Annotated in this window: 24 protein-coding genes; 9 read left to right on the forward strand and 15 right to left on the reverse strand. The window is 64.5% G+C overall.

Translation table 11 applies throughout. The features are described from left to right. Nucleotides 1-18 precede the first annotated feature (18 nt). The 4 genes from ACN0YL_RS01990 to ACN0YL_RS02005 all read left to right on the forward strand — a co-directional run bounded on the left by ACN0YL_RS01990 (nucleotide 19) and on the right by ACN0YL_RS02005 (nucleotide 4,559). Nucleotides 19-2,346 carry an ATP-binding protein gene (locus ACN0YL_RS01990; RefSeq protein WP_417496840.1) on the forward strand — a complete coding sequence of 776 codons (2,328 nt, stop codon included), beginning with the start codon at nucleotides 19-21 and terminating at the stop codon, nucleotides 2,344-2,346. Between the two features lie 468 nt (nucleotides 2,347-2,814). Further along, entirely contained in the window at nucleotides 2,815-3,294 is a 480-nt protein-coding gene (locus ACN0YL_RS01995) for a response regulator (RefSeq protein WP_417468752.1), read from the forward strand. Between the two features lie 116 nt (nucleotides 3,295-3,410). Beyond that, on the forward strand, nucleotides 3,411-3,755 hold the full coding sequence (locus tag ACN0YL_RS02000) for a hypothetical protein (protein WP_417496841.1): 345 nt from the start codon (nucleotides 3,411-3,413) through the stop codon (nucleotides 3,753-3,755). Between the two features lie 168 nt (nucleotides 3,756-3,923). Further along, the gene (locus ACN0YL_RS02005; RefSeq protein ID WP_417496842.1) at nucleotides 3,924-4,559 is read left to right on the forward strand and encodes a hypothetical protein; all 636 of its coding nucleotides are present in this window, start codon (nucleotides 3,924-3,926) and stop codon (nucleotides 4,557-4,559) included. On the opposite strand, the gene ACN0YL_RS02010 is transcribed toward ACN0YL_RS02005, so the two are convergent. Beyond that, nucleotides 4,556-5,566 carry an alpha/beta hydrolase gene (locus ACN0YL_RS02010; RefSeq protein ID WP_417496843.1) on the reverse strand — a complete coding sequence of 337 codons (1,011 nt, stop codon included), beginning with the start codon at nucleotides 5,564-5,566 and terminating at the stop codon, nucleotides 4,556-4,558. The two genes, ACN0YL_RS02005 and ACN0YL_RS02010, sit on opposite strands and share 4 nt — an antisense overlap. Before the next feature lie 121 nt (nucleotides 5,567-5,687). Between ACN0YL_RS02010 and ACN0YL_RS02015 the strand changes: the two genes are divergently transcribed. Continuing rightward, complete coding sequence (locus ACN0YL_RS02015; RefSeq protein WP_417496844.1) at nucleotides 5,688-6,242, forward strand: phosphoribosyltransferase; 555 nt, start codon at nucleotides 5,688-5,690, stop codon at nucleotides 6,240-6,242. A 42-nt stretch (nucleotides 6,243-6,284) separates the two neighbouring features. On the opposite strand, the gene ACN0YL_RS02020 is transcribed toward ACN0YL_RS02015, so the two are convergent. The 10 genes from ACN0YL_RS02020 to ACN0YL_RS02065 all read right to left on the reverse strand — a co-directional run bounded on the left by ACN0YL_RS02020 (nucleotide 6,285) and on the right by ACN0YL_RS02065 (nucleotide 14,761). Beyond that, nucleotides 6,285-6,542: a CopG family ribbon-helix-helix protein gene (locus ACN0YL_RS02020; protein ID WP_417496845.1), complete on the reverse strand. Its 258-nt coding sequence runs from the start codon at nucleotides 6,540-6,542 to the stop codon at nucleotides 6,285-6,287. A 316-nt stretch (nucleotides 6,543-6,858) separates the two neighbouring features. Then, nucleotides 6,859-7,251, reverse strand: a complete 393-nt coding sequence (locus tag ACN0YL_RS02025) for a VOC family protein (protein WP_417496846.1) — start codon at nucleotides 7,249-7,251, stop codon at nucleotides 6,859-6,861. Nucleotides 7,252-7,292: 41 nt separating this feature from the next. Further along, nucleotides 7,293-8,141, reverse strand: a complete 849-nt coding sequence (gene nadC, locus ACN0YL_RS02030; protein WP_417496847.1) for a carboxylating nicotinate-nucleotide diphosphorylase — start codon at nucleotides 8,139-8,141, stop codon at nucleotides 7,293-7,295. An 8-nt stretch (nucleotides 8,142-8,149) separates the two neighbouring features. After that, entirely contained in the window at nucleotides 8,150-9,694 is a 1,545-nt protein-coding gene (locus ACN0YL_RS02035; RefSeq protein WP_417496848.1) for an L-aspartate oxidase, read from the reverse strand. Beyond that, nucleotides 9,691-10,749, reverse strand: coding sequence for a hypothetical protein (locus tag ACN0YL_RS02040; protein ID WP_417496849.1), 1,059 nt, complete (start codon nucleotides 10,747-10,749; stop codon nucleotides 9,691-9,693). The genes ACN0YL_RS02035 and ACN0YL_RS02040 overlap by 4 nt, the downstream gene beginning before the upstream one ends. 3 nt (nucleotides 10,750-10,752) lie before the next feature. After that, a complete protein-coding gene (gene nadA, locus ACN0YL_RS02045) occupies nucleotides 10,753-11,904 on the reverse strand; it encodes a quinolinate synthase NadA (RefSeq protein WP_417496850.1) in 1,152 nt (383 codons plus the stop codon). A gap of 163 nt (nucleotides 11,905-12,067) precedes the next feature. Beyond that, complete coding sequence (locus ACN0YL_RS02050; RefSeq protein ID WP_417497051.1) at nucleotides 12,068-12,382, reverse strand: RebB family R body protein; 315 nt, start codon at nucleotides 12,380-12,382, stop codon at nucleotides 12,068-12,070. Nucleotides 12,383-12,502: 120 nt separating this feature from the next. Next, complete coding sequence (locus ACN0YL_RS02055) at nucleotides 12,503-13,180, reverse strand: RluA family pseudouridine synthase (RefSeq protein WP_417496851.1); 678 nt, start codon at nucleotides 13,178-13,180, stop codon at nucleotides 12,503-12,505. A 1-nt stretch (nucleotide 13,181) separates the two neighbouring features. Next, nucleotides 13,182-14,144 (reverse strand): NUDIX hydrolase, encoded by a 963-nt coding sequence (locus tag ACN0YL_RS02060; protein ID WP_417496852.1) that lies wholly within the window; start codon nucleotides 14,142-14,144, stop codon nucleotides 13,182-13,184. Then, nucleotides 14,144-14,761 (reverse strand): hydrolase, encoded by a 618-nt coding sequence (locus ACN0YL_RS02065; RefSeq protein ID WP_417490852.1) that lies wholly within the window; start codon nucleotides 14,759-14,761, stop codon nucleotides 14,144-14,146. Before ACN0YL_RS02065 ends, ACN0YL_RS02060 begins: the two co-directional genes overlap by 1 nt. A 180-nt stretch (nucleotides 14,762-14,941) precedes the next feature. Here ACN0YL_RS02065 and ACN0YL_RS02070 point away from each other — a divergent pair, with 180 nt between their 5' ends. Continuing rightward, nucleotides 14,942-15,316, forward strand: a complete 375-nt coding sequence (locus ACN0YL_RS02070; protein WP_417490788.1) for a hypothetical protein — start codon at nucleotides 14,942-14,944, stop codon at nucleotides 15,314-15,316. Nucleotides 15,317-15,353: 37 nt separating this feature from the next. On the opposite strand, the gene ACN0YL_RS02075 is transcribed toward ACN0YL_RS02070, so the two are convergent. The 3 genes from ACN0YL_RS02075 to ACN0YL_RS02085 all read right to left on the reverse strand — a co-directional run bounded on the left by ACN0YL_RS02075 (nucleotide 15,354) and on the right by ACN0YL_RS02085 (nucleotide 18,367). Then, nucleotides 15,354-16,148: a sulfotransferase family 2 domain-containing protein gene (locus tag ACN0YL_RS02075; RefSeq protein WP_417496853.1), complete on the reverse strand. Its 795-nt coding sequence runs from the start codon at nucleotides 16,146-16,148 to the stop codon at nucleotides 15,354-15,356. 84 nt (nucleotides 16,149-16,232) lie between these two features. Next, complete coding sequence (locus ACN0YL_RS02080) at nucleotides 16,233-17,252, reverse strand: TolB family protein (protein WP_417496854.1); 1,020 nt, start codon at nucleotides 17,250-17,252, stop codon at nucleotides 16,233-16,235. Beyond that, nucleotides 17,252-18,367 (reverse strand): beta-ketoacyl-ACP synthase III, encoded by a 1,116-nt coding sequence (locus ACN0YL_RS02085; RefSeq protein ID WP_417496855.1) that lies wholly within the window; start codon nucleotides 18,365-18,367, stop codon nucleotides 17,252-17,254. Before ACN0YL_RS02085 ends, ACN0YL_RS02080 begins: the two co-directional genes overlap by 1 nt. Nucleotides 18,368-18,597: 230 nt before the next feature. Between ACN0YL_RS02085 and ACN0YL_RS02090 the strand changes: the two genes are divergently transcribed. Further along, complete coding sequence (locus ACN0YL_RS02090; protein ID WP_417496856.1) at nucleotides 18,598-19,824, forward strand: ammonium transporter; 1,227 nt, start codon at nucleotides 18,598-18,600, stop codon at nucleotides 19,822-19,824. 111 nt (nucleotides 19,825-19,935) lie between these two features. Here ACN0YL_RS02090 and ACN0YL_RS02095 read toward each other — a convergent pair whose 3' ends face one another. Then, on the reverse strand, nucleotides 19,936-21,051 hold the full coding sequence (locus ACN0YL_RS02095) for a beta-ketoacyl-ACP synthase III (protein WP_417496857.1): 1,116 nt from the start codon (nucleotides 21,049-21,051) through the stop codon (nucleotides 19,936-19,938). Between the two features lie 387 nt (nucleotides 21,052-21,438). Here ACN0YL_RS02095 and ACN0YL_RS02100 point away from each other — a divergent pair, with 387 nt between their 5' ends. Both ACN0YL_RS02100 and ppk2 read left to right on the forward strand, forming a co-directional pair. Further along, complete coding sequence (locus ACN0YL_RS02100) at nucleotides 21,439-23,388, forward strand: tetratricopeptide repeat-containing sulfotransferase family protein (RefSeq protein WP_417496858.1); 1,950 nt, start codon at nucleotides 21,439-21,441, stop codon at nucleotides 23,386-23,388. Between the two features lie 61 nt (nucleotides 23,389-23,449). Next, nucleotides 23,450-24,199, forward strand: coding sequence for a polyphosphate kinase 2 (ppk2, locus tag ACN0YL_RS02105; RefSeq protein ID WP_417490794.1), 750 nt, complete (start codon nucleotides 23,450-23,452; stop codon nucleotides 24,197-24,199). Nucleotides 24,200-24,242 lie beyond the last annotated feature (43 nt).

Here is a 24,242-nt window from a genome sequence, read left to right on the forward strand (position 1 = left end):
CGCCGGGGATCGGATTGAATGAAAGCTGACGCCGAGGATATGTCATCGCGGGATCAGGCGACCGGTACGCCGGACGCGATCCCGGCCTGGCAGCGGGCGCTCGAGGCCGATGGCTGGTTTGGCCTGGTCCTGCCGGGCGTGCTGGCGTTGACCTTTATCCTGATTGTCTTCCTGGCGGTGATGGCGGGGGACCGGGCGCTGGTGGCGTCGGCACGCGAGACCAATGGTGCGACCCTGCAGGCGATTCTGGCCAGCACCATGCAGCGTTTCGAGGAATGGGCCGGTCACCAGGAACGCAATGCCGCCGTCTGGGCGAATAGCGAACTGGTCCGCGATGCGCTGGAGGAATTGCTCGAAACCCCGGTTGAATCCTCATTGGCAGCCGCGCCCGCCCAGTCGGAATTGCGCGCCACGCTGGGGCCGTGGCTGACAGAATACGGGTATCGTGGCTTCTTCGTGATGGGGGCCAATGGGGTCAATCTTGCCTCCTTGCGCAATTCCGACCTTGGCCGGCCCTCGGCGACTCTCGGTTTGGTCGATATCGAGCGGCTGCAACGCGGCCGGGCCATCCTCACGCGACCGCAAATCGTCGATACCCCGGCGCTGGCGGGCGACCCTGAATGGGCGGGGCTGGATGAAGAGGTCGTGATGTACGCCATAGCGGCGATCACTGTCGACGATGTCGTGCGGGGTTATTTCGCACTTCGGATTGACCCGCTGGCGGAATACTCCTCGACCTTCCGGGTCGGGCGGATCGGCATGTCGGGCGAGACCTATGCCGTTGACCGTAACGGCCGTCTCATCAGCGAAACCCGCTATGCATCCGATTACCGCACCGCAGGGCTGCTCGCCCAGGGGCATCCGTCGATGCTGCATCTGGAGATCCGTAATCCCGGCGTAAACCTGACGCGCGGCGCCGCGCCATCCGAGCCCTATTCGTCCTGGCCGTTGACGGCCGCGGCGCAGGCGGTGACCGATGGCGCACGTGGCGCGAACCTGACCGGATACCGCGATGCCCGCGGGGTGCGGGTGATGGGAGCCTGGGCCTGGGACCCGGTGCGCGAAATCGGTGCGATCACCGAGATCGACGTCGACGAGGCGCTGGCCGGGGTCAACCGGGCCCGCGCGGTGATGCGGGTCTTCGCCGTCGCGATGGCGCTGTGTTTCATCGCGATTGCGGTCATGTTCAACATCCATCGCTCCGTCAGCCGCCGGCGTACCCGCCAGACCCTCGAGGCGACCCAGAGATTCCGCCGCATCCTGATGACCGTTGCCGAGGGGATATACGGTGTTGACCAGGCCGGCATCGTCACTTTCGTCAATCCGCGTGCTTGCGAAATGCTGGGCTATGGCGAGGATGAACTGATCGGCCAGTCAATTCACGCACTTGTCCATCATTCCCGACGCGATGGCACCCCCTATCCCGAGCATGAGTGCCCGATCGTCAATGGCGAGGAAGTTTCCGATGAGGGCGCCGAGGAGTTCTTCTGGACCAAGGCCGGGGTTTGTGTTCCGGTCGAGTTCTCCAAGTCCTGGCTTGAGGCCGGCAATCCGTCAGCGGGCAGTGTGGTCACCATCCGTGACATCACCCGCCGCAGGCGCGACGAGCTGGCGCTGTTGCGCTATGCGCAGGAATTGAAGCGCTCGAACGCCGAATTGCAGGAGTTCGCCTATGCGGCCTCTCATGACCTGCAGGAGCCCTTGCGCAAGATCCAGGCCTTCGGCGAGCGCCTGCACCGGAAATATCATGATGCGCTCGACGAGACCGGGCAGCATTATCTCGACCGCATGGTCGATGCGGCGTCGCGCATGCGGCGGCTGATCGATGACCTGCTGGGGTATTCCCGGGTCAATTCCAAATCCACTGCCTTCGAGCCGGTCGACCTGACGCGGGTGCTGGCCGATGTCCTCTCGGACCTGGAGCCGAGGATCGTCGCCGAGGGGGCCAGTGTGCGTGTCGGAACCCTGCCGGCGATCGAGGCCGACCAGGGCCAGATGCATCAGCTATTCCTCAACCTGCTGTCCAATTCGATGAAATTCCACCGGCTCGGAGTCGACCCCTCCATCCTGGTCGAGGGCGCGGTCGAGGTTGGCGAGGGCGGGGCCGTCGCGCGCATTTCTGTGACCGATAACGGCATCGGCTTCGAGGCCCGCCATGCGGAGCGGATATTCGGCATGTTCGAGCGGCTGCATGGCCGTGAGGAGTATGACGGTACCGGTGTCGGCCTGGCGACCTGCCGCAAGATCGTCGAACACCATTCCGGCATTCTAACCGCCTGGGCCGAACCGGATTCCGGGGCCGTTTTCACCATCATCCTGCCGATTCGCCAGACCGTCGACCGCTAGCTCCGCCACGGCCTGATCCGGCGCGAATCCGGCCCGGTCCGGTGCCATTCGCCCGGGCCCATCGCAACAATTTGCAGTTGTGATGCCCGTGCCTGTCTCTCGCCGGCCGCGCGGCGCTTGCCCGGAGCGGATCGGCCGGGCGCGGCGTCCTTGCGCGCCCGATGAGGTGAGAGAGATTGAGGGGGGAATCCCTGAAAAGTAGTTGTAAACTAGCGACTTATACCCGGGTCTTCGGGGCGGTATGGTGGCGTTTGCGCAGCCATGTCGCGGGGCAGGGCGCTGGTGCGGGCCGTGAGCGGGTAGCCGGCAACCGCCAATGGCGGCCCCCTGCGCCGCCTGTTTCCGTGCCCGGCGCACAGCCCTCGCTGGTTTGCAGGCGGTATTCGCCTTGATCTTGCTCCTGTGACGCGAGAAACTGCCTTCAGGATCAGCCGCGATCGCGCGGCGGCCGCGAAGAGGCTTTTCAAGATGAGCAATCCCGACCGCCTGTTCACATTCCTGATGGTGGATGACGATCCCGATGATCGCATGCTGTTCCAGGAAGCCTGCGAGGAAGTCCGGCTGCGCAATCCGGTCGAATTTCTCGAGAATGGCGAGCAGCTGCTCGATTTCCTCAACCGCAAGGGCCCCTATGCCGCGCTCAAGGACGAGCCGTTGCCGGGGATCATCCTGCTCGATCTCAACATGCCGCTGAAGGATGGCCGCGAGGCGCTTGAGGAAATCAAGGCCAGCGCCGCATTGCGGCATATCCCGGTCATCGTGCTGACGACCTCGAAGGATGAGGACGATATCCTGTCCAGCTACGGGCTCGGCGCCTCCTCCTATATCGTCAAGCCGGTTTCGCTCGACCGGCTGATGCGGGTGGTCAATTCGATCGGCGAATACTGGGTCCAGATTGTCGAGGTTCCCGATGGAACAGCGGCCGTGGCGCTCGAAGATATCGATTGATCCGGCGCCGGTTCGCCGGCCAGTCCCGATTTCTGTTTCCCTTCCCGCGCGAATTCCCTAGTCTCGGATTGCGCTGGGGGCGCCGATCCGCAAGGGATCATGAAACGGGGAATCCGATGAAAACTTTGATGATGGCCGGCTCTGCTCTGCTGGCACTGTCCGCTGCGGCCTGGGCCGATGGCGATATGGGTAATGCCGTCGGGCAAATTGTCCGCGTCACCGGCGGCGAAAGCAGTTTCGACGCCACCTTCGCCGAGGGCGGGGCCTATTCCGACACGCGCGGCGTCGCCGGCAGCTGGTCACTGGATGAGCAATTGTGCATTTCGGTCGAGACCGAAGCGGGCACGCAGGAAAACTGCGGCCCGTGGAATCCCGACCTCGCCATTGGCGAAAGCTGGACGACGACCGGCTGGAGCGATGATGGCAGCGCGATCACGGTCGAGATCCTGGCCGCCGAATAGGCGAGCCGCTGACAGGCCGATTGGGGGCGGCACCACCGGTGCTGCCCCTTTTCGTGCGAAATTCCCCTCAGGCGTGTCTTGCCAAGACCTTGCCGCAATCGCAGCCTAGAGTGATGATGGCTGGACCCGCAAAAGGCGCGGTCCCGGGGGGAATTGACGATGCTGGCGATGCGTTTGTGGAAAATCTCGGCGACACTCTTCGTGTCGATGATCCTGGCCATGATCATGCTGGCCGCGCTCTGGTACTACCTGCCGCAATGGTTCTCCTGGGTGCAGGACGGGGCCGACATGCTCGAGGATGCCGTCGCGGCGATCCCGCTGCCGGAACGGATCAATAATCTCGTCCGCATCTATGCCAGCGATGACAAGCTGGTGCTGCTGATCTTCACCATTATCGCCCGCGTGCTGCTGGCCCTGCTCGGCAAGGCGTTCACCGCCGTGATGCCGCAGCCGAAGGTCAAGGTCGTCGAGGACGGGATCATCGCCCAGATCGGCTCGACCATCGCCACCCTCTTCCTGGCCTTCGTAATCGCCATCCTGATGGTCTCTGCCGTGGCGCTGTTCTGGGGCGACGGGCTGCACTACATGCTCAATGTCGCCGACTGGTTCGAGGACCAGCTGGCGCATCTGCCAATTGGCGGACGCTGGCAGTCGGGCGTGCGTTTCGCTGTCTCCGACGACAAGATCCTGCTGCTCTTCTTCACCATTCTCGCCCGCGCCCTGATCGTGGTCTTCGCCACCAGTTTCGGTTCGGCCTGGCGTTCGATGACGGGCGGTAGCCGCGAGAGACTGGTGCGCACCTAGCCGGCGAGCGCTTTCGCCAGGATCGGCAGCGAGACATCCATGCGGTAATCAACCGATGAGTGATCATCGGGGAATTCCTGGTAGATATGGTCGACGCCGAGCGCGGTCAGCCGCTTGTGCATGCGGCGGGCGCCATAGAGCAGGTTGTACTGGTCGACATCGCCGCAATCGATAAACAGCGCCTTCATCGACTTGAGGCCCTCGCTGCGGGTCTCGACGAGCTCAAGCGGATCCGATTTCTTCCACCGCTTCCAGGCCACGGGGTCCATCTCGCAAGTATCCATCGTCACCGGCAGGCGGATGCCGAGATAGGCCTCGGGGTCGGGGTCATAGCTCGCCGCCATCGCCAGGATCATCAGGGCGTGGATATCGTCGCCGGCCGGCTTGGGATTGGCCTCGAAGGCCGCCATGAAACGCTCGATCGTGCCGCCATGCCTGGCGATCCGGCGCAGGGTGAAGGCGAAGTCCGAGGCGAACATCAGGTCAAAGCCCATATCGCCGGAATGGCACGCCGCCGCCGACCAGATATCGGGATGCATCAGCGCATGCATCATGGCGCCGTAACCGCCCGAGCTCTTGCCGAAAATGCCGCGCTTGCCGGCGCCGCCGCAGCCATATGTCCCCTCGACGAAATCGAGCAATTCCGTCGTCAGAAAATCCGCCCAATTGCCCATCGCGATCGAGTTCACATATTGATTGCCGCCCAGCCGGGTGAAGCAATCGGGGAAGGCGATGATGCAGGGCGCCATCTCGCCCGAGGCGATCAGCCGGTCAGCACGCTCGGGGACATTCTCGCCGAAATTCTTCCAGTTCGTATGCCCCGGCCCGCCGCCGGTAAATCCGACAATATCGACCAGCAAGGGCAGTCCGGAGCCGTTATGTCCCGCCGGGATATAGACATCGACCCGCCGCCGCGCCGGATCGCCGAGCATGTTGTTGGCGACGGCCTGGCTGTCGATCCAGTGCTGGACGACGCGGCCCTTCGGGCAGGTGTGGGATTTGTGCATGGCGTGGGCTCCTGAAACTGTGGCGGGTATAATCAACGCCCATTACGGTTTTGGCGAGCCGTCAGCTGTCACCGGCGCATCCCCCCTTGAGCTTCCCCCGCAATCACGCCAGCATTCGCGCATGGCCATCATCAAGACACTCCTGACCGCCGACGATCTGCTCACCGACAGTTTCCGCCTCGCGCGGCAGGTGTTCGATAGCGGTTTTCGGCCCACCCATATTGTCGGCGTCTGGCGCGGCGGTGCGCCGGTGGGGATTGCGGTGCAGGAATATCTTGAGTATCGCGGCCTCGACACCGACCATATCGCCATTCGCACCGCCTCCTATACCGGCATCGGCCAGCAGGCCGAGGTGAGGGTGTTTGGCGAGGGGTATCTGGTCGACACGCTCAATGCCGATGACCGCTTGCTGATCGTCGATGATGTGTTCGATTCGGGCCGCTCGATCGAGGCGCTGCTCAAGGTGCTGCGCGCCAAGTGCCGCCGCAACTTCCCCGCCGATGCCCGCATCGCCACGGTCTATTTCAAACCGGTCCGCAACAAGACCGAGCTGACGCCGGACTATTACCTGCACGAGACCGATGACTGGCTCGTCTTCCCGCATGAGCTGTGCGGCCTGACGCCGGAAGAGATCGCGGCCAAGGGCGAGGCGGGCGAAGTGGCACTGGGGAAGTAGGGGCTAGCGGCCTCTGTCCTCAGAGCGGCAGGCGTGCCCCGATTAGCCAGGCGTTGATGCACGCCGGGCTGAATCGTTCAGGGCATAAAGCTCTGCCATCACCTCCTCATGCGGGATCAGATTGCCGGCATCCGCATCGGCAATCCCGACCTCGATTGCAGCGGTGATCCAGGCGTCGTTCTCGAGATATTGATCGATGGCATCCCTGACGAGCCGAGAGCGCGAACGCCCCTGGCTCTGGGCCAGAGCGTCGAGCTTTTCGCAGGTCGTGTCATCGAGGCTGAGGGATGTGGGCTTCATAACGGTGATCCGGGCTCACTGTGTGGACAGAATAGCACGACATGACCGGTCGTCGAAACTGCCCCGCCGCGCGGGCAGGGGCATCCCTGAAACCCTTGCCAAGCAGGGCGCCAGACTGGAACTGTCTAGTCAAGGGTCATGACCGCGTAGCGGCGCTTCGCGCCCTTGACTAGACAGTTCCAGTCTGGCCGGATCTCGGCATGGTTTTCAGGGAGAGCTGTGGGCCGCACGGGGCCAGAGCCGAGACTGGAAGGTTCCGAGGCCAACGGGGGCGCAAGGTCGCGCAATGCCCGCTTCCCCGCCAGCCGCCTTCAGCCTATTTCTCCCGGTAAAGCGCACACAGCTTGTTGCCGTCCGGATCGCGGACATAGGACAGGTGCATCGTGCCCATGGCGCCGGTGCGCGGGCCGGGTGCGTCCTCGATCGAGGTGCCGCCATGGGCGACGCCGACATCGTGGAAGGTCTTCACCTGTTCGGGCGAGCTGCACTTGAAGCCGAGGGTGGCGCCATTGGCGAAGGTCGCGGGTTCGTCATTGATCGGCTCGGTGATGCCGAAAGTCTGGCCGTCATGGCGGTAGAAATACCGCACATGGCCGCTCGCGGCGACATTGCGGACGGGCTCGCCTGCGCCCAGCGTGGCGAGCACGGCGTCATAGAATGTCTTTGATTTCTCGATGTCGTTGGCACCGACCATGATGTGATTGAACATGCTGAAATTCCTCCCTGAACACTGCTCGTGTCGGGCCTGGATCAGTCCCAGTCAAGCCCGATGTCGAAATTCGGTGCCGAATGCGTCAGCGCGCCGACGGAAATGACATCGACGCCGGTTTCGGCGATGGCGCGGACCGTGTCGAGATTGACGCCGCCGGAGGCTTCCAGCGTCACCTGGCCGCCAGCCTGCGCGACGGCGGCCCTGAGATCGTCGAGCGAGAAATTGTCGAGCAATACGCTCTCGGCCCCGGCCTCGATCGCTTCGGCGAGCTGATCCAGCCGGTCGACCTCGACGGCGGTGCGGGTCATGTGCCCGGCATGCTGGCGCGCAGCGCGGACGGCGGCGCCGACACTGCCGCAGACGGCGACGTGATTGTCCTTGATCAGGATGGCGTCATCGAGCCCGTAACGGTGCATGGCACCGCCGCCGGCCTGGACGGCCTGGAGTTCAAAGGCGCGCAGGCCCGGCGTCGTCTTGCGGGTGTGGGCGATGCGGGCCCTGGTGCCGGAAACCGCATCGACATAGCGGCGCGTGAAGCTCGCGATACCGCTCATCCGGCCCATGAAATTGAGCGCGATGCGTTCCGCTGCCAGCAGGGCGCGGGCCTGGCCATTGACCGTGGCGATGATGTCGCCGGGACTGACCGCATCGCCATCGGAGAGATGGCATTTGATCATGGCGTCGGGATCCATCTGCCAGACCGCCTCGATCGCCGGCTGCAGACCGCACAACACGCCGGTATCGCGGGCCTTGAAATAGAATTTCGCCTCTTCGCCGGCCGGGATACAGGCCAGCGAGGTGAGGTCGCCGCGCCCGCCCTGGTCTTCGGCCAGCGCACGGGTGACGGCATCCTTGACGATGAAATCGGGCAGGGGCGAAACGGGCATGAGTGGTCCTATTCGGCGGGGGCAGTGTGGGCCAGGGCGCGCGGGTTTGTGCCCGCCAGATCGGCCAGCGACAAGCGCGTGTGCTGCGCGACCGCATCGGCCTGCGGGAAGTCGGTGCGGAAATGCCCGCCGCGGCTTTCCGTGCGCGCAATGGCGCCGGCGGTGATGAAGCGTGCCGCGATCAGCGCATCGGCCTCGCCATGGCGTTCAATCATGTCCGCGATCATATCGCTGAGCTCGTCCAGCCCGGCGCCCGAACGCTCGACCCCGCAATAGCGGCTCATCGCCTGGCGCAGCCGGGTGAGGGCGAGCGGCGGCAGGGCGGGAGGCAGGTGTCCTCCCTGGCTTGCAGGGGAGGTGGCCCGCGCAGCGGGACGGAGGGGCGCTTCGCTCAACACCTTCGCGACTCGGGCCGCGCTCACCAGCCCTTCGGCCAGCGAATTGGAGGCCAGACGGTTGGCACCGTGCAGCCCCGTCGAGGCGCATTCGCCAATCGCCCACAGGCCGGGAATGGAGGTTTGTCCATCAATATCCGTCGCCACACCGCCCATGTGATAATGCGCCGTCGGGGCGACCGGGATGGGTTCGATGCGCGGATCGATGCCGGCGCTCATACAGGCGGCGAAAACGGCAGGGAAACGGACAGGGAAGGCATCACCAATGGCAGAGCTGCAGTCGAGCAACGCATGTCTACCGGCAAGGTTATGACGATGCACCGCACGGGCGACGACATCGCGCGGTGCCAGCTCGGCATCCCTATGAATCGCTTTCATAAACCGGTGTCCGGAGCGGTCGACCAGGGTCGCGCCCTCACCGCGCAGGGCCTCGGTGCACAAGGGCGCCGGATCGAGCCCGGCATTCAGGGCGGTTGGGTGAAACTGAATGAATTCAGGGTCCTGGATGGTCGCACCCAACCGCGCCGCCATCGCCATCGCCTGGCCCTGGGCCCCGGCCGGCGTTGTCGTCAGGGCAAACAGGCCGCCAGCCCCGCCCATGGCGAGAATGGTGTCGGCGGCCAGCACTTCGTGAATCTCACCGTCCGGCGAGCGCGCCATCGCCCCGGCGCAACCGCCCCTATCCCCGGGGATCAACGCCGCCGCAGACCAGCCATCGTGGATCTCGACATGCCCGGCCGCACGCACGGCCGCGATCAGCGTTTGCATGATTGCCGCACCGGCGCCATCGCCGGTCACCCGGGCAACGCGGTGACGCGAATGGGCGGCTTCGCGGGAGAGCGACCAGGCATCACCCTCGCGCTCGAAGGGCGCACCGAGTGCTGCCAGCTCGCGCACTTGCTGTGCCGCACCTCTGGCCAGCGCATGGGCAGCACCGGCATCAACCAGACCGGCACCGGCCTCGATCGTGTCGCGCGCATGCAGGCCCGGACTGTCATCCTCCGCCAGCGCGGCAGAGACACCGCCCTGAGCCCAGCTGGAGGCCGCGCCTTCACCCAGGGGCGAGCCGGTCAGCAGCACGACCTTGCGAGGCGCCAGCTTCAGCGCCGCCCAGAGGCCGGCAATGCCGGCACCGATGATGAGGACAGGACGGGTCATTCAGCGATGGTCCAGTCACCGTTTCTGCGGGTCAGCCGCAAACACATCACAGCATCAGTCAGCTCCCTGGCGTCGAACTCGAGGAGTGGCCATTCGTCTACGCAGTCAGCGGTCTGGCAGAAGCACGCGACGGCATCGTTCACCGGAAGCGATTCGCTGAAATACGGGTCGGCGTACTCGCCGTGTTCGGAAATAGCGAAGAGGCGGGATGTGAGTCCGCTCGGAATCTGGTGTCCGGATTGCTGCACGCCTCGCACCCAGCCGACCTGCGCGCTTGTCCAATCGTCCGGATCGGACGCGGCCTCGGCAATGCGGTCTGCGTTGCGCCCCATCCAGGCCAGATAGTCCGCCTCGCTGGAAGCCAGTTTGTTGACGGCGGATTCGGCCACAGCACGAACGGCCTCGACGGTGTCCGGATCTGCCTCGGCCAGATCATTCAGGTCGCCAAATGCAGCGCGATTGGTCTCACCCCGCAAGCGTTCCGGACGCTCTGACTGGATCTCGACGATTCGTACATCGGCCAGCATCAACCCGTTCAATCGACCGTAGTGGCAGGGCCCGCCCATATTTAGGAGAATAACACCGTCGGTCTCTGCGGCTTGGCTGTCGATGTCGGCCATGCGGCACAGGTCGTAATAAAGCCCAACTACTTCGACCGGGCGCTGCTGCAGCGAATGTCGCTCCGGTTCTGGCGCGGCGAAGGATTCGATCCAGATTCCGCCATAGCGATCTGCATAGGTCGCCAGGCCGCCCGGGTGGAGGCGCCCGCGATAATGCCAGTAGTTGACCACACGGAACTGGCCTGCCGTGCGGACCCAGCGGCATTCATAGGCGGAAGTCTCATTCCAGTCGGCAACACCCTCCGCATCCTCGGCGAGGGCCTCCGGGCTGACCGGAATTGCGGCCTCAGGTGTTGACCCGGGGCCGTCATTTGGCGGCATGCAGGTTCCGGAATTCGGCATTGTGAATATGACGTTTTCGTTCTGCGCCTGCGCAGAGGTCGGCACGAAGACGAGCACGGCCAGCATTGCGATGAGGGAAGCAGGGCGGGTCATGATCTAGACCGAGACAATCTCGACGAATTTTTCCTGCTTCGCCGGGTCGAAATGCGCCGGGGTTTTTGGCGCTGGCAGATCGAGCATGGCCTGGACCGAGGCGCGGGCGCGGATGGCGATCTCCTCGTCGACGATCACCTCATGCTGCTCCAGACGCAGGGCGTCATAGATGTTTTCCAGCGTGATCCGCTTCATGTGCGGGCAGAGATTGCACGGGCGGATGAATTCGATCTCGGGCACGTCGATGGCGACATTGTCGGACATCGAGCATTCGGTGAGGAGGACGGCCTGTCTGGCGCCGCTCTTCCTGGCCCAGTCGGCCATCGCTGCGGTCGAGCCGGCGAAATCGGCGGCCTGGACGACTTCCAGCGGGCTTTCCGGATGGGTGATGATGACGATGCCGGGATGGGCGTCGCGCAGGTCCTGCACGTCCTCGGCGGTGAATTTCTCATGCACTTCGCAAGAGCCCTTCCAGGTGAGGATGCGGATATCGGTCTGGGCCGCGACATTCTTCGCCAGATATTCGTCGGGCAGCAGGATCACCGTGTCGGAGCCGAGGCTCTCGACCACCTGGACGGCATTCGAGGAGGTGCAGCAGATATCGCACTCGGCCTTCACCTCGGCGGAGGTGTTGACATAGGTGACGATCGGCACGCCCGGATAGGCGGCGCGGATCCGGCGCACATCCTCACCGGTGATTGAGGCGGCGAGCGAACAGCCGGCGCGGGTATCGGGGATGAGGACCTTCTTGTTGGGCGCCATGATCTTGGCGGTCTCGGCCATGAAATGCACACCGGCCTGGACGATGATCTCGGCATCGCTGGTCGCGGCCATGCGCGCCAGCGCCAGGCTGTCGCCCATCAGATCGCCGACGCAATGGAAGATGTCGGCGGTCATGTAGTTATGGGCGAGGATGACGGCATTCTTCTCTTTTTTCAGCTGGTTGATCGCATGGATCAGCGGTGCCTTGGCCGGCCATTCCAGCGGCGAGATGAAGTCCTTCACCTTCTCGTAGAGATGATCCGTCGCCGCCTTGACCTCATCGGTATAGGGCAGGGCAGGGCGATCACTGATCGCCGGGCTGAAACCGTCATCGCCGGTCTGGCGGCGGCTGTCCTGGCGTTCGCGGTTTTGGGTGAAATCAAGAATTTCCATCGTCACTCACTTTTGCTCGAATTGAGCATTTTATAGGCCTGAAAAAGGGTGGTTCCGGCTTGCTGAAACCGCCTTTTGCTCGAAATGAGCCTATCTATAGGGCCTTTATATGCTCACGCTGAGCACAAAGCAAGGGATTAGCGGTAGAGCGATGCGCGTGAAGCTAGTCCGGCTCGGCGGTCGTGGCGCCGAAAATTTCCCGGGTCGCTGCCTCGGTCGAGGCCGTGTCGACTGAGTAGAGCGAGGTGACGCCCTGGGTCGTCGCGGCCTGGGCGGTGAGGTTTGTCTCCTCCTGCGCGCCCGTCGCACTATGCGCCGCATTGGAGAGAGCCTGGCTGGTTGCCTGAAACAGATTGCCCTCGGAGAGCGCAGGGGCATCGCCCAGCGTTTCGACATTCGCCTGGGTGACGGCATCGGTGACTTGCGGATTGACCGGTTGCAGCGCCCAGGCCGGAGCGCTGGCCGCTGTCAGAAGCATGAAGCCTGATGCAATCAGATGTGACGCGCGCATGGCGATCTCCCGGTTGGCAAGCGGTGATTATATTCGAGGAGGCTTGCGGGAGGATTAAGTGCGCTGCAATGCCGCCCGCGCGGCGCTCTAGAAGGGCGCCGGGCTGTGGAAGACCATGGGCGTACCGCCATCGGGATGGCGGAACTCCAGCGTCTCGGCATGCAGGCAAAGCCGGCGGCTGGCGGCCAGCGCCTCCGCGGGGGCGTAGAGATTATCGCCCAGAATGGGGTGACCGAGAAAGGCCATGTGGACGCGGAGCTGATGGGTGCGTCCGGTCAGCGGCGTCAGACGCAGGCGGGTGCGATCCGGCATTGCCTCCAGCACCTGCCAGTCGGTGATCGCCGCGCGGCCATCAACCGGGTCGACATGCTGTTTCGGCCGGTTGGGCCAGTCGGATTTCATCGGCTGGTCGATGCGGCCGCTATCGGGTGTCAGCTGTCCCTGCACCAGGGCGATATAGGTCTTGGTCGTCAGGCGCTTTTCAAACTGCTTGCCGATATGGGCATGGGCCCGCGTATTCAGCGCCAGCACGATCAGGCCGGATGTGTCCATATCGAGCCGGTGGATCATCGTCGCCGTCGGGTAATGCTCCAGCACCCGCGCCTCGAGGCAATCGGCCAGCGCCGGCGTGTTCCCGGCGACGGTCAAAAGCCCGGCCGGCTTGTCGAGCACCAGGATATGCTCGTCGGCATGCACGATCGGCAGCGGGCCCGGTGGTGGCGGGCTGTAGGTGAAGGGGCGCGGGCTGGCGGGGGCGATGGCCACGCTAGAGCCGCGGCGTCGCGAGCCCGAGGGCGGGCAGGCCGGCCAGGGCTTCGCGGCGATAGCGGAAGAGTTCTGCCGGGCGGCCGCCGGTCTTGGCTTCCATCTGGCCGGTGCCCTCGACGAAGCCGGTGCGGTCGAGCGCGCGGCGGAAATTCTGCTTGTGCAGGCGATAGCCGACAATGCCCTCGACCACCTGTTGCAGCGCCGAGAGGGTGAAGCGTTCCGGCATCAGTTCAAACACGACCGGGCGGTATTTGATCTTGCCGCGCAGGCGGCTGATCGCGGTGGCGAGAATGCGGCGATGGTCCGAGGCCATCGCCTGGCCGAGCGCCGGCCCGGATGGCGGGCGGTCGATCTGGCCGTCGCGGGCCGCCTCATCGACAAGCCCGGCCTCATAGAGCAATTCGAAACGGTCGAGCACATGGCCCTCATACCAGCTGGCGCCCTTGAGGCCGAAGGCGTGATTGAGCCGGTCATGCCGGGCGGCGCGGCCGCCGGGGGCGCCGGCCTCGTCGGCCCAGGCGCGCAGACGCGGTACGATGTCGGCCTCGATCATCTCCGGTCGGCCAGCCCGCCAGTCCTCCCAGGGGAAGAATTTATACCAGCCGCGCCATTGCCCGCCTCCCTCGGGCGGCGGCGCCGCCACCGGCGTCAGGCCGAGATAGCCGATCGAGATGATGCGCGAATCCTCCAGGCCCGACATCGCCGCCACCGGTGCCTCGCGGCCGCGATCACCGAAGGTGTAGAGCTGCTCGACATAACCCAGCTGGAAGCGCGCCTGCTCGTCGACCCAGCGGCGCAGGCCGATCTCGAAGGTACGGTGTTCCGCCGGATTGAACGGACCAAAGGGCAGGGCAACATCGCTGCCCGGATGCGGCACGATCAGCACTTGCGGCTGTTCGGTATCGGCGGCGAGGATCACCGCATTGAGGCCGACGACGATGGATTGTCCGGCCGGCAGCATCAGCGCGTCTCGAGCTGAGACAACACCGTCTCGAACCGGTCGAGAAAGAGGATCTGCGCCTGTTTGACGGGCAGGGGCTTGATGGCGATCTCCAGGTCTTGTGGCGGACGGCCAAAGAATTTCACGGATTCGGCGTGCGAGAAACCGGCAATCTGGGTCGCCTCGAAATAGGCGCAGATCACGTCGCAGCGCTTGATCTTGCGCTTGATCACTTTCGGCGTCTTCGGCGGCAGGCCAAAGCGCAGATGGATCGCCGCCTCGAGCCGGTCCTCGAAATCGCGGTAATTGACGCCGAGTGCGGCCTTGAACGGGCTGATCATGTCGCCGATCACATATTCCGGACTGTCATGCAGCAGGGCGGCGAGGCGCCATTTGGCTTCGGTGCCGGGATAGAGATGGTCGAGAATGTCCAGCACGACGACGGAATGCTCGGCGACGGAAAAGGCGTGGTCGCCCATCGTCTGCCCGTTCCAGCGCGCCACCCGGGCCAGGCCATGCGCGATATCCTCGATCTCGACATCGAAGGGCGAGGGCTCGAGCAGATCGAGCCGGCGCCCGGAAATCATGCGCTGCCAGGCGCGCGGCGCGTCTTTTTTCGATCTCGATGGTGCGGGCATGGCGCGGGCCTCGTTTTTCGGCGGTTGGCGGAAATAGCAGACCGGCCAGGGCTTCGCCACTGCCCGCCGGCTTTCGTCCACAGTTGTCTGCGCCGCCATGCCGCAGCACGAGCTCTGTTGCGCATTGCTACCCGTACCCATACAAATCGCAGGGACAAACAATAATCTTGGGAGAATTTGATGTCGCTTACTCGTGTTGTCATGCGCCTTGGCCGCAATCCGGATGCCGGTTTCCCGGAGGGCGACGATCATCACGGCTATGTCGTCATCGCGCCGCTCGACAAGGACGGCAAGCTCGATGTCGAGCTCTGGCGCGCCAACAAGGAAAAATGCACCGTCGATCGCTTCTCGCCTGACGATAGCGAAAAGGCCGATGGCTGGCTCTCCCACCGCGGGGCGCGCTGGTTCTTCCGCTATGACGAGGAAGAGGAAGGTCCGGACGAGCCGGTCTATCGCCTCGGCGAGCACATGATGCGGCTCGGCGACTATCTCACCATCCACGAAGCCGATGGCGATGATCTGACCTACAAGATTACCGAAGCAACGCCGCTTTAGGTGGCGGGCTGCGCTGGATGCCGGGTGGGTGTGCGGTCTAGCGCCAGTCGCGTCCGAGAGACCGGCCCAGCTTTTCCTTCCAGACCCCGGCCAGGCGCCGCAACTGGTTTCGCAGCTGTGGCGGGCCGCGGCGCGGGCCGGCGCGCAGCAGATCCTGCGCGCGCTCGCTCGCTTCGCCGCTAAGCCAGCGCTGACTCCAGGTTTCGTAAATCTCGCGGTCGCTGGCGAGCAGGCTGTCCGTTTTTGCTCCCGGCCTGTCAATCAAGGCGTCATGGCCGCTGCGCGCCGCCCCTGGCGCGATATTGCGGCGGGGCAGGTGACCCCGCCAGCCCAGTGCTGCGTTGACGGCCTGCTCGGCCTGACCTGATCGCTCGGTCAACATCGCGACATATCCGCCGGGATGATTGTCCAGCCGTGCAACGAGCCGGGTGTAGATATCGCCATGGACGCGGGCCAGATCGTCCAGACCCGCCGAGCCACTGTGAATCGCCTGCCAGAGTTTGTTCTCCTGACGCATGAATGTCTTCAGGTGTGCATATTCCGACAGCAATCGCTCCATCGGATCGCGCAGCCAGATGATAGCCGGGGCATCGGGGAAAAGCTTGAGGAAGGCGTCGGCCCTGTGCCCGTGGATCAGCTGACAGCCGGAGGCCTGGATCAGCGTGCGCGCTTCCGCTTCACAGCCGGCATCGAGCAGGCCGATGGCCTGGCTGGCCGCCTCCTCGCGATCACGTGACTCGACTGACACAAAGCTCGCCTGGCGCCCGCAATTGGCCTCGATCATCAGCCGCCAGGATGTGCCCGCGGTTTTCGGAATGTGGATCGAGATCAACAAGGGTGTTCAGGTCCTCTTGCACGCCGCCGGGGGTTCGGCTTGCCGGGCGTGACCTTTTCCGGCCGGCCGCGGCGGGTTCGGTTAGTCGGCGGTGACGAAGGCGATCCGGTCCATGGCGGGATTGACGGCGATCCGGTTGACGTCGGACAGCCCGAGCGCCTCCAGCTCTGCGATCTCGACCCAGACGGGCGAGAGCGTCGCTGCGGACGCATCGGCCGAAACGGTACCGTAATAGAGCGTGCCGTCTGAGGACGAGAAAAACCCGTCCAGCGCAAACAGGCCCGAGGCAGGGCTGGCGATGCGGGCGAAATCCTGGCTGTCGCCGGGCAGGTCGAAGCCGTCCCGCAGTCTGCCCGAGGCGAAATCCAGCCGATGCACGGCAAAGCCGCCATCAGCCCGCTCCAGTGTGACCCAGGCGCCATCACCAGTCAGCGTCCTGGCGAAGGAACGGCCGGGATTGTCGGCGATGTGCTGCGGCACTTCCGGGTCAGCGCTGCGGTCAATCAGCTGCAGCGTATTGGTCTCGCCCAGCGCGAAGGTCACGACATGGCGCATATCGCCGCTGAACAGGTAATAGCCGACCGGTGCCAGCTGTTCGGCCGGCCGCCGGTCCGAATTGTCGGCATTGGCGAGATAGGCATTGCCGGCATAGCCGCCCGGAGGCTGGTAGATATAGGACAGCGCGGCTTCGCCCGGCGGGACGCGCGGCGAATACTCGCTCTCGTCGGCCGTGCGGGTGACGGGCGTGGTCGCGCCGGTGGCGAGATCAAGACGCCAGATATCGGTCTCGCCGCTGTCATCGCCGGCGGTGTAGAGCAGGGCGCTGCCATCGGGCGTGAAGGCGGGCTGGTTGTCATAGCCGGGCCGGATCACGCCGCCCGTCGGCGCGCCGATCACCGGCTGGCCGTTGACCCAGTCCAGCGCGAAAATATGGATATCCGTCCCCGGCAGGCCGGCCGCCTCCGCAGGCGCCGTGTCGGTATCCGCAGCCGGTTCGGCTGCCGGGATGACCGGAGGCTCAGCGTCGGCAGACGCCTGCGTTTCGGGCTGCGAACAGGCCATCAGCCCGGCAGTGGCGGCGAGGGCGAGATAACGCCGCATCAGCGTTTCCTGACTGCGGCGGCACCGACACCATAGCCGGCGCCATAGGCGCACATGATCCCGGTATCGCCGGCATTCATGTCGTCGGAATTCATCTCGAAATTCATCACCACGCTCGACGAGGAGGTATTGCCGTATTCTTCCAGGATGGAGGGGGCGTTCTCCGGGGTGCGGTCGCGGCCGAGAATGCGTTTGGCGATCATGTCGACCATGCGGATATTGGCCTGGTGCAGCCAGGCGCGGCGTACGCCCTCCGGCTCGAGACCGATCCGTGTCATCAGATCGCGCGCGACGACCGGCGCGAGGGAGACAACATCCTTGAACACCCGGTGACCGTCCTGGTCCAGGCCCGGCGTATAATCGGGATCGACGGTGCGTTCCGCGATATTGATGAAGCCATAGTCCGAGCGCAGGTGATTGGAGAATTTGTTCCGGGTGTGGGTGCCCAAGACTTCCCAGCCGCCCGGCGTGCCGTCATCGGCCTCGACCAGGATGGCGCTGGCGGCGTCGCCGAAGATGAAATGCACGTCGCGGCGCGAATGCACATTGATGCAGGTCATGATTTCCGGTGAGCAGACCAGGATGCGCCGGGCCTGGCCGGAGCGAATCATCGCATTGGCGATATTCAGCCCGTACAGCGCCGAGGCGCAGGCCATGGTGAGGTCGAAGGACCAGCCGCTGGCACCGATCAGATTCTGGATCTCGCAGGACAGGCCGGGGAAATTGCGTTGCTGCGCCGACGACGCGACGATGACACCATCGATTTCCGCGCCCTCACGACCGGCTTTTTCCAGCGCCGGCCTGACGGCCTTCATGGCAAATTCGGCTTGGGCGGAAATATCCTCGAACCGGCGTGGCGGGATGCGCGGTGTCAGGGTGTCGATGTCCAGTATGCCGGACTTTTCATACACATGCCGTCGTTCGATCCCGGAGGCATTGGTGATGAATTCGCTGCTGGAGAAGGGGACCTCTTCAACCTCGCCCGCGGCAATCGCCGCAGCGTGCTCGGCGTTGAAGCGCCGGGCATAGGCATTGTAGCTCTCGACCAGTTCGGCGTTGGTGATGACATTGGACGGCGCCCAATATCCGGTTGAGCGAATAATGCTGGTGTGCACGGCTTCAGCCCCATCCCTGCTTTCTCTTGGTGTCACCGTAATACATGGACGCGCCTAATCAATGCGGCCTTGCACCGTGGTCGAAGTTTGCGTTGCCGCCACGGGATCGAGCAGGGCTGCACCAAAATGAAGCGTCGTGGGCGCATATGCAGCAAAATTCTCGCTTGAGATCGACAGTCCCGCCACCCCCTGCCTAGCTTTGATGCATTGCAGCATCCGGGAGAGGCATGATGGAAGACGCAGTGATCGACTCAGGCAATATCGCGTGGATCCTGACCGCGACCGCGCTCGTCCTGATGATGACCATCCCGGGTCTCGCGCTCTTCTATGGCGGCATGGTGCGGCGCAAGAACGTGCTCTCGACCATGATGCAAAGTCTCGGCGCCACGGCGGCGGTGACCGTGTTGTGGGCCCTGATCGCCTACAGCCTCGCCTTCTCCGATGGTGGCGGCCTCAACACATTTGTCGGCGGGCTCAGTCGCATCGGTCTGACCGGGATCACGCCGGAGACGATGTCGGGCGATCTGCCGGAAAACCTGTTCTTCATCTTCCAGCTCACCTTCGCGATCATCACCGTGGCGATCATCGCCGGCGCGGCGGTGGAACGCATTCGCTTCTCGGCCTTCATGATCTTTGCCGCCGCCTGGCTGATCCTGGTCTATGCGCCGATCTGCCATTGGGTCTGGGGCGGCGGTTTTCTGTCGGACGCCGGCGTACTCGATTTTGCCGGTGGCGCGGTGGTGCACATCAATGCCGGTGTCGCCGGTCTGGTGCTGGCGAAAGTCGTCGGCCCGCGCCGCGGTTATCCCGGCTCGCAGATGATGCCGGACAATCTGGTCCTGACCGTGATCGGTGCCGGCCTGCTCTGGGTCGGCTGGTTCGGCTTCAATGGCGGTTCCGCCCTGGCCGCCGACGGCGCCGCGGCCCACGCCTTTGTCACCACCCAGCTGGCGGCGGCCTCGGCACTGCTGACCTGGATCATCATCGAGTGGCTGCGCCGCGGCAAGGCGAGCGTGCTCGGTGCCGCCTCCGGTGCCATTGCCGGCCTGGTCGCGATCACCCCGGCGGCCGGTTTCGTGCCCGCCTGGGCGGCTTTCATCATCGGCGCCGCCGGTGCGGCCGGTGCCTATTGGGGCGTCACGGCCCTGAAACGCTGGGGCAAGTGGGATGATACGCTCGACGCCTTCGGCCTGCATGGTGTCGGCGGTCTGGTCGGTGCGATCCTGACCGGCGTCTTCGCCTCGGAAGCCATTGGCGGCGCGCCCGGTGTGATCGAGGGCAATCTGATGCAGGTCTTCACCCAGACATGGGGCGCGCTTGCGGCCGCGGTCTATTGCGGCGCTGTGACCTGGGTCATCCTGTTCGTACTGTCGAAATTCATGACACTGCGCGTCAGCGAAGAGGACGAAGTGACCGGTCTCGACACGACGCTGCACGGCGAATCTGTCGCCTCGTAATAAAACGCCCTCCGGCTACGGGCCGGAGGGCGTAACAATCTGTCTGGCTGGTCGGGGCGCTGTGTTCGTGGCGCTTGCTGACCGGCCGGGCAGGGCCTTGACCCCGCCCGCCTACAGCCGTTCGACGAATACCGTGCCGGCCGAATAGCCGGCCCCGAAGGAGCAGATCAGCCCCTTCTCGCCGGCTGCAAAACCGTCATGATTGCGGTGGAAGGCGACCAGCGACCCGGCGCCGGCGGTATTGGCGAACTCGTCGAGAATGACCGGCGCTTCGCCCGGCTCGGCATCGCGGCCGAGCACCTTGCGCGCCACCATCAGATTCATGTTGATATTGGCCTGGTGCAGCCAGAGGCGTTTCAGGTCCGTCGGCGCCAGATCGATCGCGGCGAGATCCTCGAGGATCATCTCGGCGACCATCGGGCAGACCTCCTTGTAGACCTTGCGGCCCTCCTGCACGAAATAGCGGTCCTCGAACTCCGGCTCGGGCACTTCGCACGCGTTCATGAAGCCGAAATTCGAGCGGATATTGTTGGAGAATTTCGTCATCATCCGGGTGCCGAGAATGCGCCAGCCATCGCCATTGGCGACGTCTTCCGCCTCGATCAGCATCGCGACGGCAACATCGCCAAAGATGAAATGGCTGTCGCGGTCGCGGAAATTGAGCTGCGCCGTTGTCAGTTCCGGACAGACGACCAGCACCGATTTGGCCATGCCCGACTTGATCATGTTGACGGCATTGATGATGGCAAATGTGCCCGAGGAACAGGCGACCGTCATGTCGAAGCCGAAGCCCTCGATTCCGAGCGCGTCCTGGATCTCGATGGCGATGCACGGATAGGTGCGCTGCATCGAGGTGCCCGAACAGATCACCGCATCGACATCGGCGGCATCGCGCCCGGCATTTTCCAGCGCCTGGCGGGCGGCGGCGGCGCCGCACTCGGCCATCAGCGAAATCTCTTCATTGGGACGTGGCCGGACGGCCGGACGCATGCGCTCGACGTCAAGCACGCCCTTCTTGTCGATCGTATAGCGCGCCTTGATGCCCGAGGCTTTCTCGATGAAGCCAGAGGAGGAGGGGTTTTTCGCCTCGACCGCGCCGCGTTTGATCGCGTCTTCGTGCTCGGCATTATAAAGCTCGACATGCTTGTTATAGCACTCGACCAATTCTTCGTTGGAAACGCTGTCCTGGGGGACCCAGAGGCCGGTGGATCGGATAACCGCATTCATGTGAGCAACTCCAGACAGGGCCAGACAAGGCCGGACTCGGTTCTTACAAGCGCGGCAACCTAGTCCCCTGTGGCGGCGGCGTCACCTAGGGATGACGGTTGCGATGTCCCGGCGCAGAATGGCGTGTCCCCGCGTATTGTCTGGCGCAACCAGATGCGGTGGCGAGTGCCGCCTGGCAGAGGGGGCGGCATGACCCTGCCCGTTGCCGTCTGGCACGCGCCCATGTCCCGGCTGGCCGGGTCACCGGGCACCGACCGGCGCCTGTACCGAACGGACGACGCGACTTCCGATTGGCGGCATTACCGCAGCCCGCGGCACGCCCGCTTGCCCGCAGGGGGGCATCGCGGCTATCTGAACGCCGGAAACGGTTTTCTCCGAAAGGTGCCCATGACTGGAATGGCGGCGGATTTCATGCGCGAGGGCCAGGCCTTGCTGACAGCGGGCTCGCGCGCAGCCGCCTGCCTCGCATTTTGCCGGGCGCTTGACCAGGACCCGCGACTGACGGCGGCGCACTATAATCTCGGTGCAGTCTTGCTGATGTCCGGCCATGCGCGCGAAAGCCTGCCATGTCTCATGACGGCTGCAATGCTGCAGCCCGGAATCCCGCAGCTGACGATTGCCCTGGCGCGCGCGCTGGTGGAGGTCGGCGAGGCCGGACGTGCGGCCAGTCTTCTTGCCAAGGCGTGCCGGGAGACGCCCGGCGATGCCGCATTGCGCGAAGCTTTGGCGCAATGCCCGCCGGGCGCCGCGATGGATGCTCGCCTGGACGGCTTTGCGACCCGCATTACCGCAGCCGAGGGCAACGCAATGTTTGCCGGAGCCATGGCGGCGCACGAAGCCGGCAGGATCGGCGAAGCCGGTTCGCGGGCGTCGGAGCTGGTCTGGGTCGCACCGCAATCGGTCGCAGTCTGGAAGCTTCTGGCCGAGACAGCCCTGCTCGAGGGGCGCGGGGATCATGCCGAGATGTGCGCGCGCCGGGCGCTGGCGATTACGCCGAAGGACGCTCAATGCTGGGCCGCGCTGGCCCGGATCGTTGGTGAGGCCGAGGGGCGCTCTGCCGATGCCGGCCCCATCTGGCAGGCGGCGCTCAATCTGGATCCCGCCAATATCGAGCTGTTTGCCCAAGCCGCCAGCTGGCATGACCGCCACCCTGATCCGGAGGCGATGCTGTCCCTGATCGAGATCGCGCGGCGTGCCGGTGCCGATCTCACCAGCCCCGATCTGCTCGATGTGCAGGCCCGGGCCCAGCTGCGCGCCGGAAAACTCGAGGCGGCGCAGGCGAGTATCGAACAGGCCCTCGCTGGCGGCGAGCCCGACCAGCTGCGCAGCCGGTACTTCACCCAGGGCGCCATCGCCGACAAGCGTGGCCGGTATCGCGAGGCGCATGCCGCGTTTCTTGACGGCAACGCCCTGCTGGAGGCGGTCTGGGAAGAGAACGGTCCGTGCGATCACACCATGGTCACGCGACGGATCGAGAGCCTGCATCGCCGGCTCGACGCCGAGATCGCGACCGGTCAGAGCGCAGTGGCTGATCACCGGGCGGGGCCGGCGAATATTGCCTTCCTGGTCGGGTTTCCCCGTTCGGGGACCACTTTGCTCGACACGATCCTGCGCTCGCATTCCAGCGTCCGGGTGATCGAGGAGAAACGAGTGCTCGGCGACGCCCTGCGTGCCGTTGTCAGCGGCATGAGCGGGGATGAATCCAATTTCACCGAGGATTGGCTCGACCGGCTCCACGAGAGCGATACAGAGGCCTTGCGGGCGAGTTATCTGGAGCAGATGGCCGGTCATGCCGGCGAACCGATCGCTGATGACCGGGTCTATATCGACAAGCTGCCGCTCAACATGAACTGGGCGCCGCTGATCCAGCGGATCTTTCCCCGGGCCGTCTTCATCCTCGCCGGCCGCAATCCGCTCGATGTCGCGATCAGCAATCTGGCCCAGGACTTCAAACCCAATAACGCCATGCTCAACATGACCAGCCTGGCGCGGATCGACCGTTTGTATGATCTCAGTTTTTCGCTTTGGGAAGCTTTCGAGGCCTGGCGCGAGCCGGTTGTCGAGCGCATCGTCTATGAGGATCTGATCGGGGATCTCGAAGCCAGTGTGACGCCGTTGATGCAGCGCCTCGGCCTGGAGTTCGAGCCGGCGCAGGCGCGTTATTTCGAGACGGCGCGCCAGCGTGGCCGCATCAATACACCCAGTGCCAACCAGGTCACCCAGACCCTGTATGCGACGTCGCGGGAACGCTGGCGCAACTACGCCTTCGCCCTTGAGGGCGAGGACAGTCAGCACTTGCGGGCGTGGGCGAAGCGCATGGGCTATGCTATCGCCTGAGCGTGCCAGGCTGGAGGGCTTGGCTTCGAGCCAGTGAGCTGGCGCTGCGAGGAGTAAAGCGATGCCAGATCAATCCACGCCGGTCAAAACGGGCTACAAGGCCCAGCTGCTGGCCCTGCAGGTCCAGCTGGTGATGCTGCAGCGTCACCTGATCGCCAGTGACCAGCGTCTGCTGGTGCTGATCGAAGGACGTGACGCGGCCGGCAAGGACGGGCTGATCAAGCGCATCACCCGCCATATGAGTCCGCGCGAAACCCGCGTTGTGGCGCTGGGCAAACCGTCCGACCGCGATCGCTCGAGCTGGTATTTCCAGCGCTATACGCCCTATCTGCCGGCCGATGGCGAAATCGCCCTGTTCAACCGGTCATGGTATAACCGGGCCGGGGTGGAAAAGGTGATGGGGTTTTGCAGCGAGGCCCAGCACGAGGCCTTCTATCGCGACGTCCTCACCTTTGAACGCCTGCTGGTATCCTCGGGCACGACAGTGCTGAAATACTATCTCGACATCTCCTATGACGAGCAGGCCGAGCGCCTCGCCGAACGCAAGACCAGCCCGCTGACCTCCTGGAAGATCAGCCCGATCGATGCCGTCGCGCTCGACAAGTTCGATGATTATTCGCGCGCCCGCGACCGCATGCTGGCCGAGACCGGCTCGGACGATCTGCCCTGGCGGGTGGTCCAGGCTGACAGCAAGAAGAAGACCCGGCTGGCGGTGATCGCCGATATCCTGCGCTCGGTTGAATGTCCGCACCTGGTGGCGCCCGAACCCGGCGAGCGGGCTCCGGTCCTGCATTGCGGCGGACCGGCCTGACCGCCTGAATCGTGGCGGCTCCGCCGCCCGGAGCGATATTGTG

The sequence above is a fragment of the Maricaulis sp. genome, from assembly GCF_048269565.1.
In the GTDB taxonomy this organism is placed as follows: domain Bacteria; phylum Pseudomonadota; class Alphaproteobacteria; order Caulobacterales; family Maricaulaceae; genus Maricaulis.

Excerpts from the sequence above, each read along its gene's own strand:
- ACN0YL_RS02000 (WP_417496841.1), top strand. The coding sequence starts at position 3,411 with ATGAAAACTTTGATGATGGCCGGCTCTGCTCTGCTGGCACTGTCCGCT.
- ACN0YL_RS02010 (WP_417496843.1), bottom strand. The coding sequence starts at position 5,566 with ATGCACAAATCCCACACCTGCCCGAAGGGCCGCGTCGTCCAGCACTGG.
- nadA (WP_417496850.1), bottom strand. The coding sequence starts at position 11,904 with ATGGAAATTCTTGATTTCACCCAAAACCGCGAACGCCAGGACAGCCGC.
- ACN0YL_RS02080 (WP_417496854.1), bottom strand. The coding sequence starts at position 17,252 with ATGCGGCGTTATCTCGCCCTCGCCGCCACTGCCGGGCTGATGGCCTGT.
- ACN0YL_RS02070 (WP_417490788.1), top strand. The coding sequence starts at position 14,942 with ATGTCGCTTACTCGTGTTGTCATGCGCCTTGGCCGCAATCCGGATGCC.
- ppk2 (WP_417490794.1), top strand. The coding sequence starts at position 23,450 with ATGCCAGATCAATCCACGCCGGTCAAAACGGGCTACAAGGCCCAGCTG.
- nadC (WP_417496847.1), bottom strand. The coding sequence starts at position 8,141 with ATGCCCGTTTCGCCCCTGCCCGATTTCATCGTCAAGGATGCCGTCACC.
- ACN0YL_RS02095 (WP_417496857.1), bottom strand. The coding sequence starts at position 21,051 with ATGAATGCGGTTATCCGATCCACCGGCCTCTGGGTCCCCCAGGACAGC.
- ACN0YL_RS02020 (WP_417496845.1), bottom strand. The coding sequence starts at position 6,542 with ATGAAGCCCACATCCCTCAGCCTCGATGACACGACCTGCGAAAAGCTC.
- ACN0YL_RS02040 (WP_417496849.1), bottom strand. The coding sequence starts at position 10,749 with ATGACCCGCCCTGCTTCCCTCATCGCAATGCTGGCCGTGCTCGTCTTC.
- ACN0YL_RS02035 (WP_417496848.1), bottom strand. The coding sequence starts at position 9,694 with ATGACCCGTCCTGTCCTCATCATCGGTGCCGGCATTGCCGGCCTCTGG.
- ACN0YL_RS02065 (WP_417490852.1), bottom strand. The coding sequence starts at position 14,761 with ATGCCCGCACCATCGAGATCGAAAAAAGACGCGCCGCGCGCCTGGCAG.
- ACN0YL_RS02060 (WP_417496852.1), bottom strand. The coding sequence starts at position 14,144 with ATGCTGCCGGCCGGACAATCCATCGTCGTCGGCCTCAATGCGGTGATC.
- ACN0YL_RS01990 (WP_417496840.1), top strand. The coding sequence starts at position 19 with ATGAAAGCTGACGCCGAGGATATGTCATCGCGGGATCAGGCGACCGGT.
- ACN0YL_RS02100 (WP_417496858.1), top strand. The coding sequence starts at position 21,439 with ATGACTGGAATGGCGGCGGATTTCATGCGCGAGGGCCAGGCCTTGCTG.
- ACN0YL_RS01995 (WP_417468752.1), top strand. The coding sequence starts at position 2,815 with ATGAGCAATCCCGACCGCCTGTTCACATTCCTGATGGTGGATGACGAT.
- ACN0YL_RS02050 (WP_417497051.1), bottom strand. The coding sequence starts at position 12,382 with ATGCTTCTGACAGCGGCCAGCGCTCCGGCCTGGGCGCTGCAACCGGTC.
- ACN0YL_RS02090 (WP_417496856.1), top strand. The coding sequence starts at position 18,598 with ATGGAAGACGCAGTGATCGACTCAGGCAATATCGCGTGGATCCTGACC.
- ACN0YL_RS02025 (WP_417496846.1), bottom strand. The coding sequence starts at position 7,251 with ATGTTCAATCACATCATGGTCGGTGCCAACGACATCGAGAAATCAAAG.
- ACN0YL_RS02015 (WP_417496844.1), top strand. The coding sequence starts at position 5,688 with ATGGCCATCATCAAGACACTCCTGACCGCCGACGATCTGCTCACCGAC.
- ACN0YL_RS02005 (WP_417496842.1), top strand. The coding sequence starts at position 3,924 with ATGCGTTTGTGGAAAATCTCGGCGACACTCTTCGTGTCGATGATCCTG.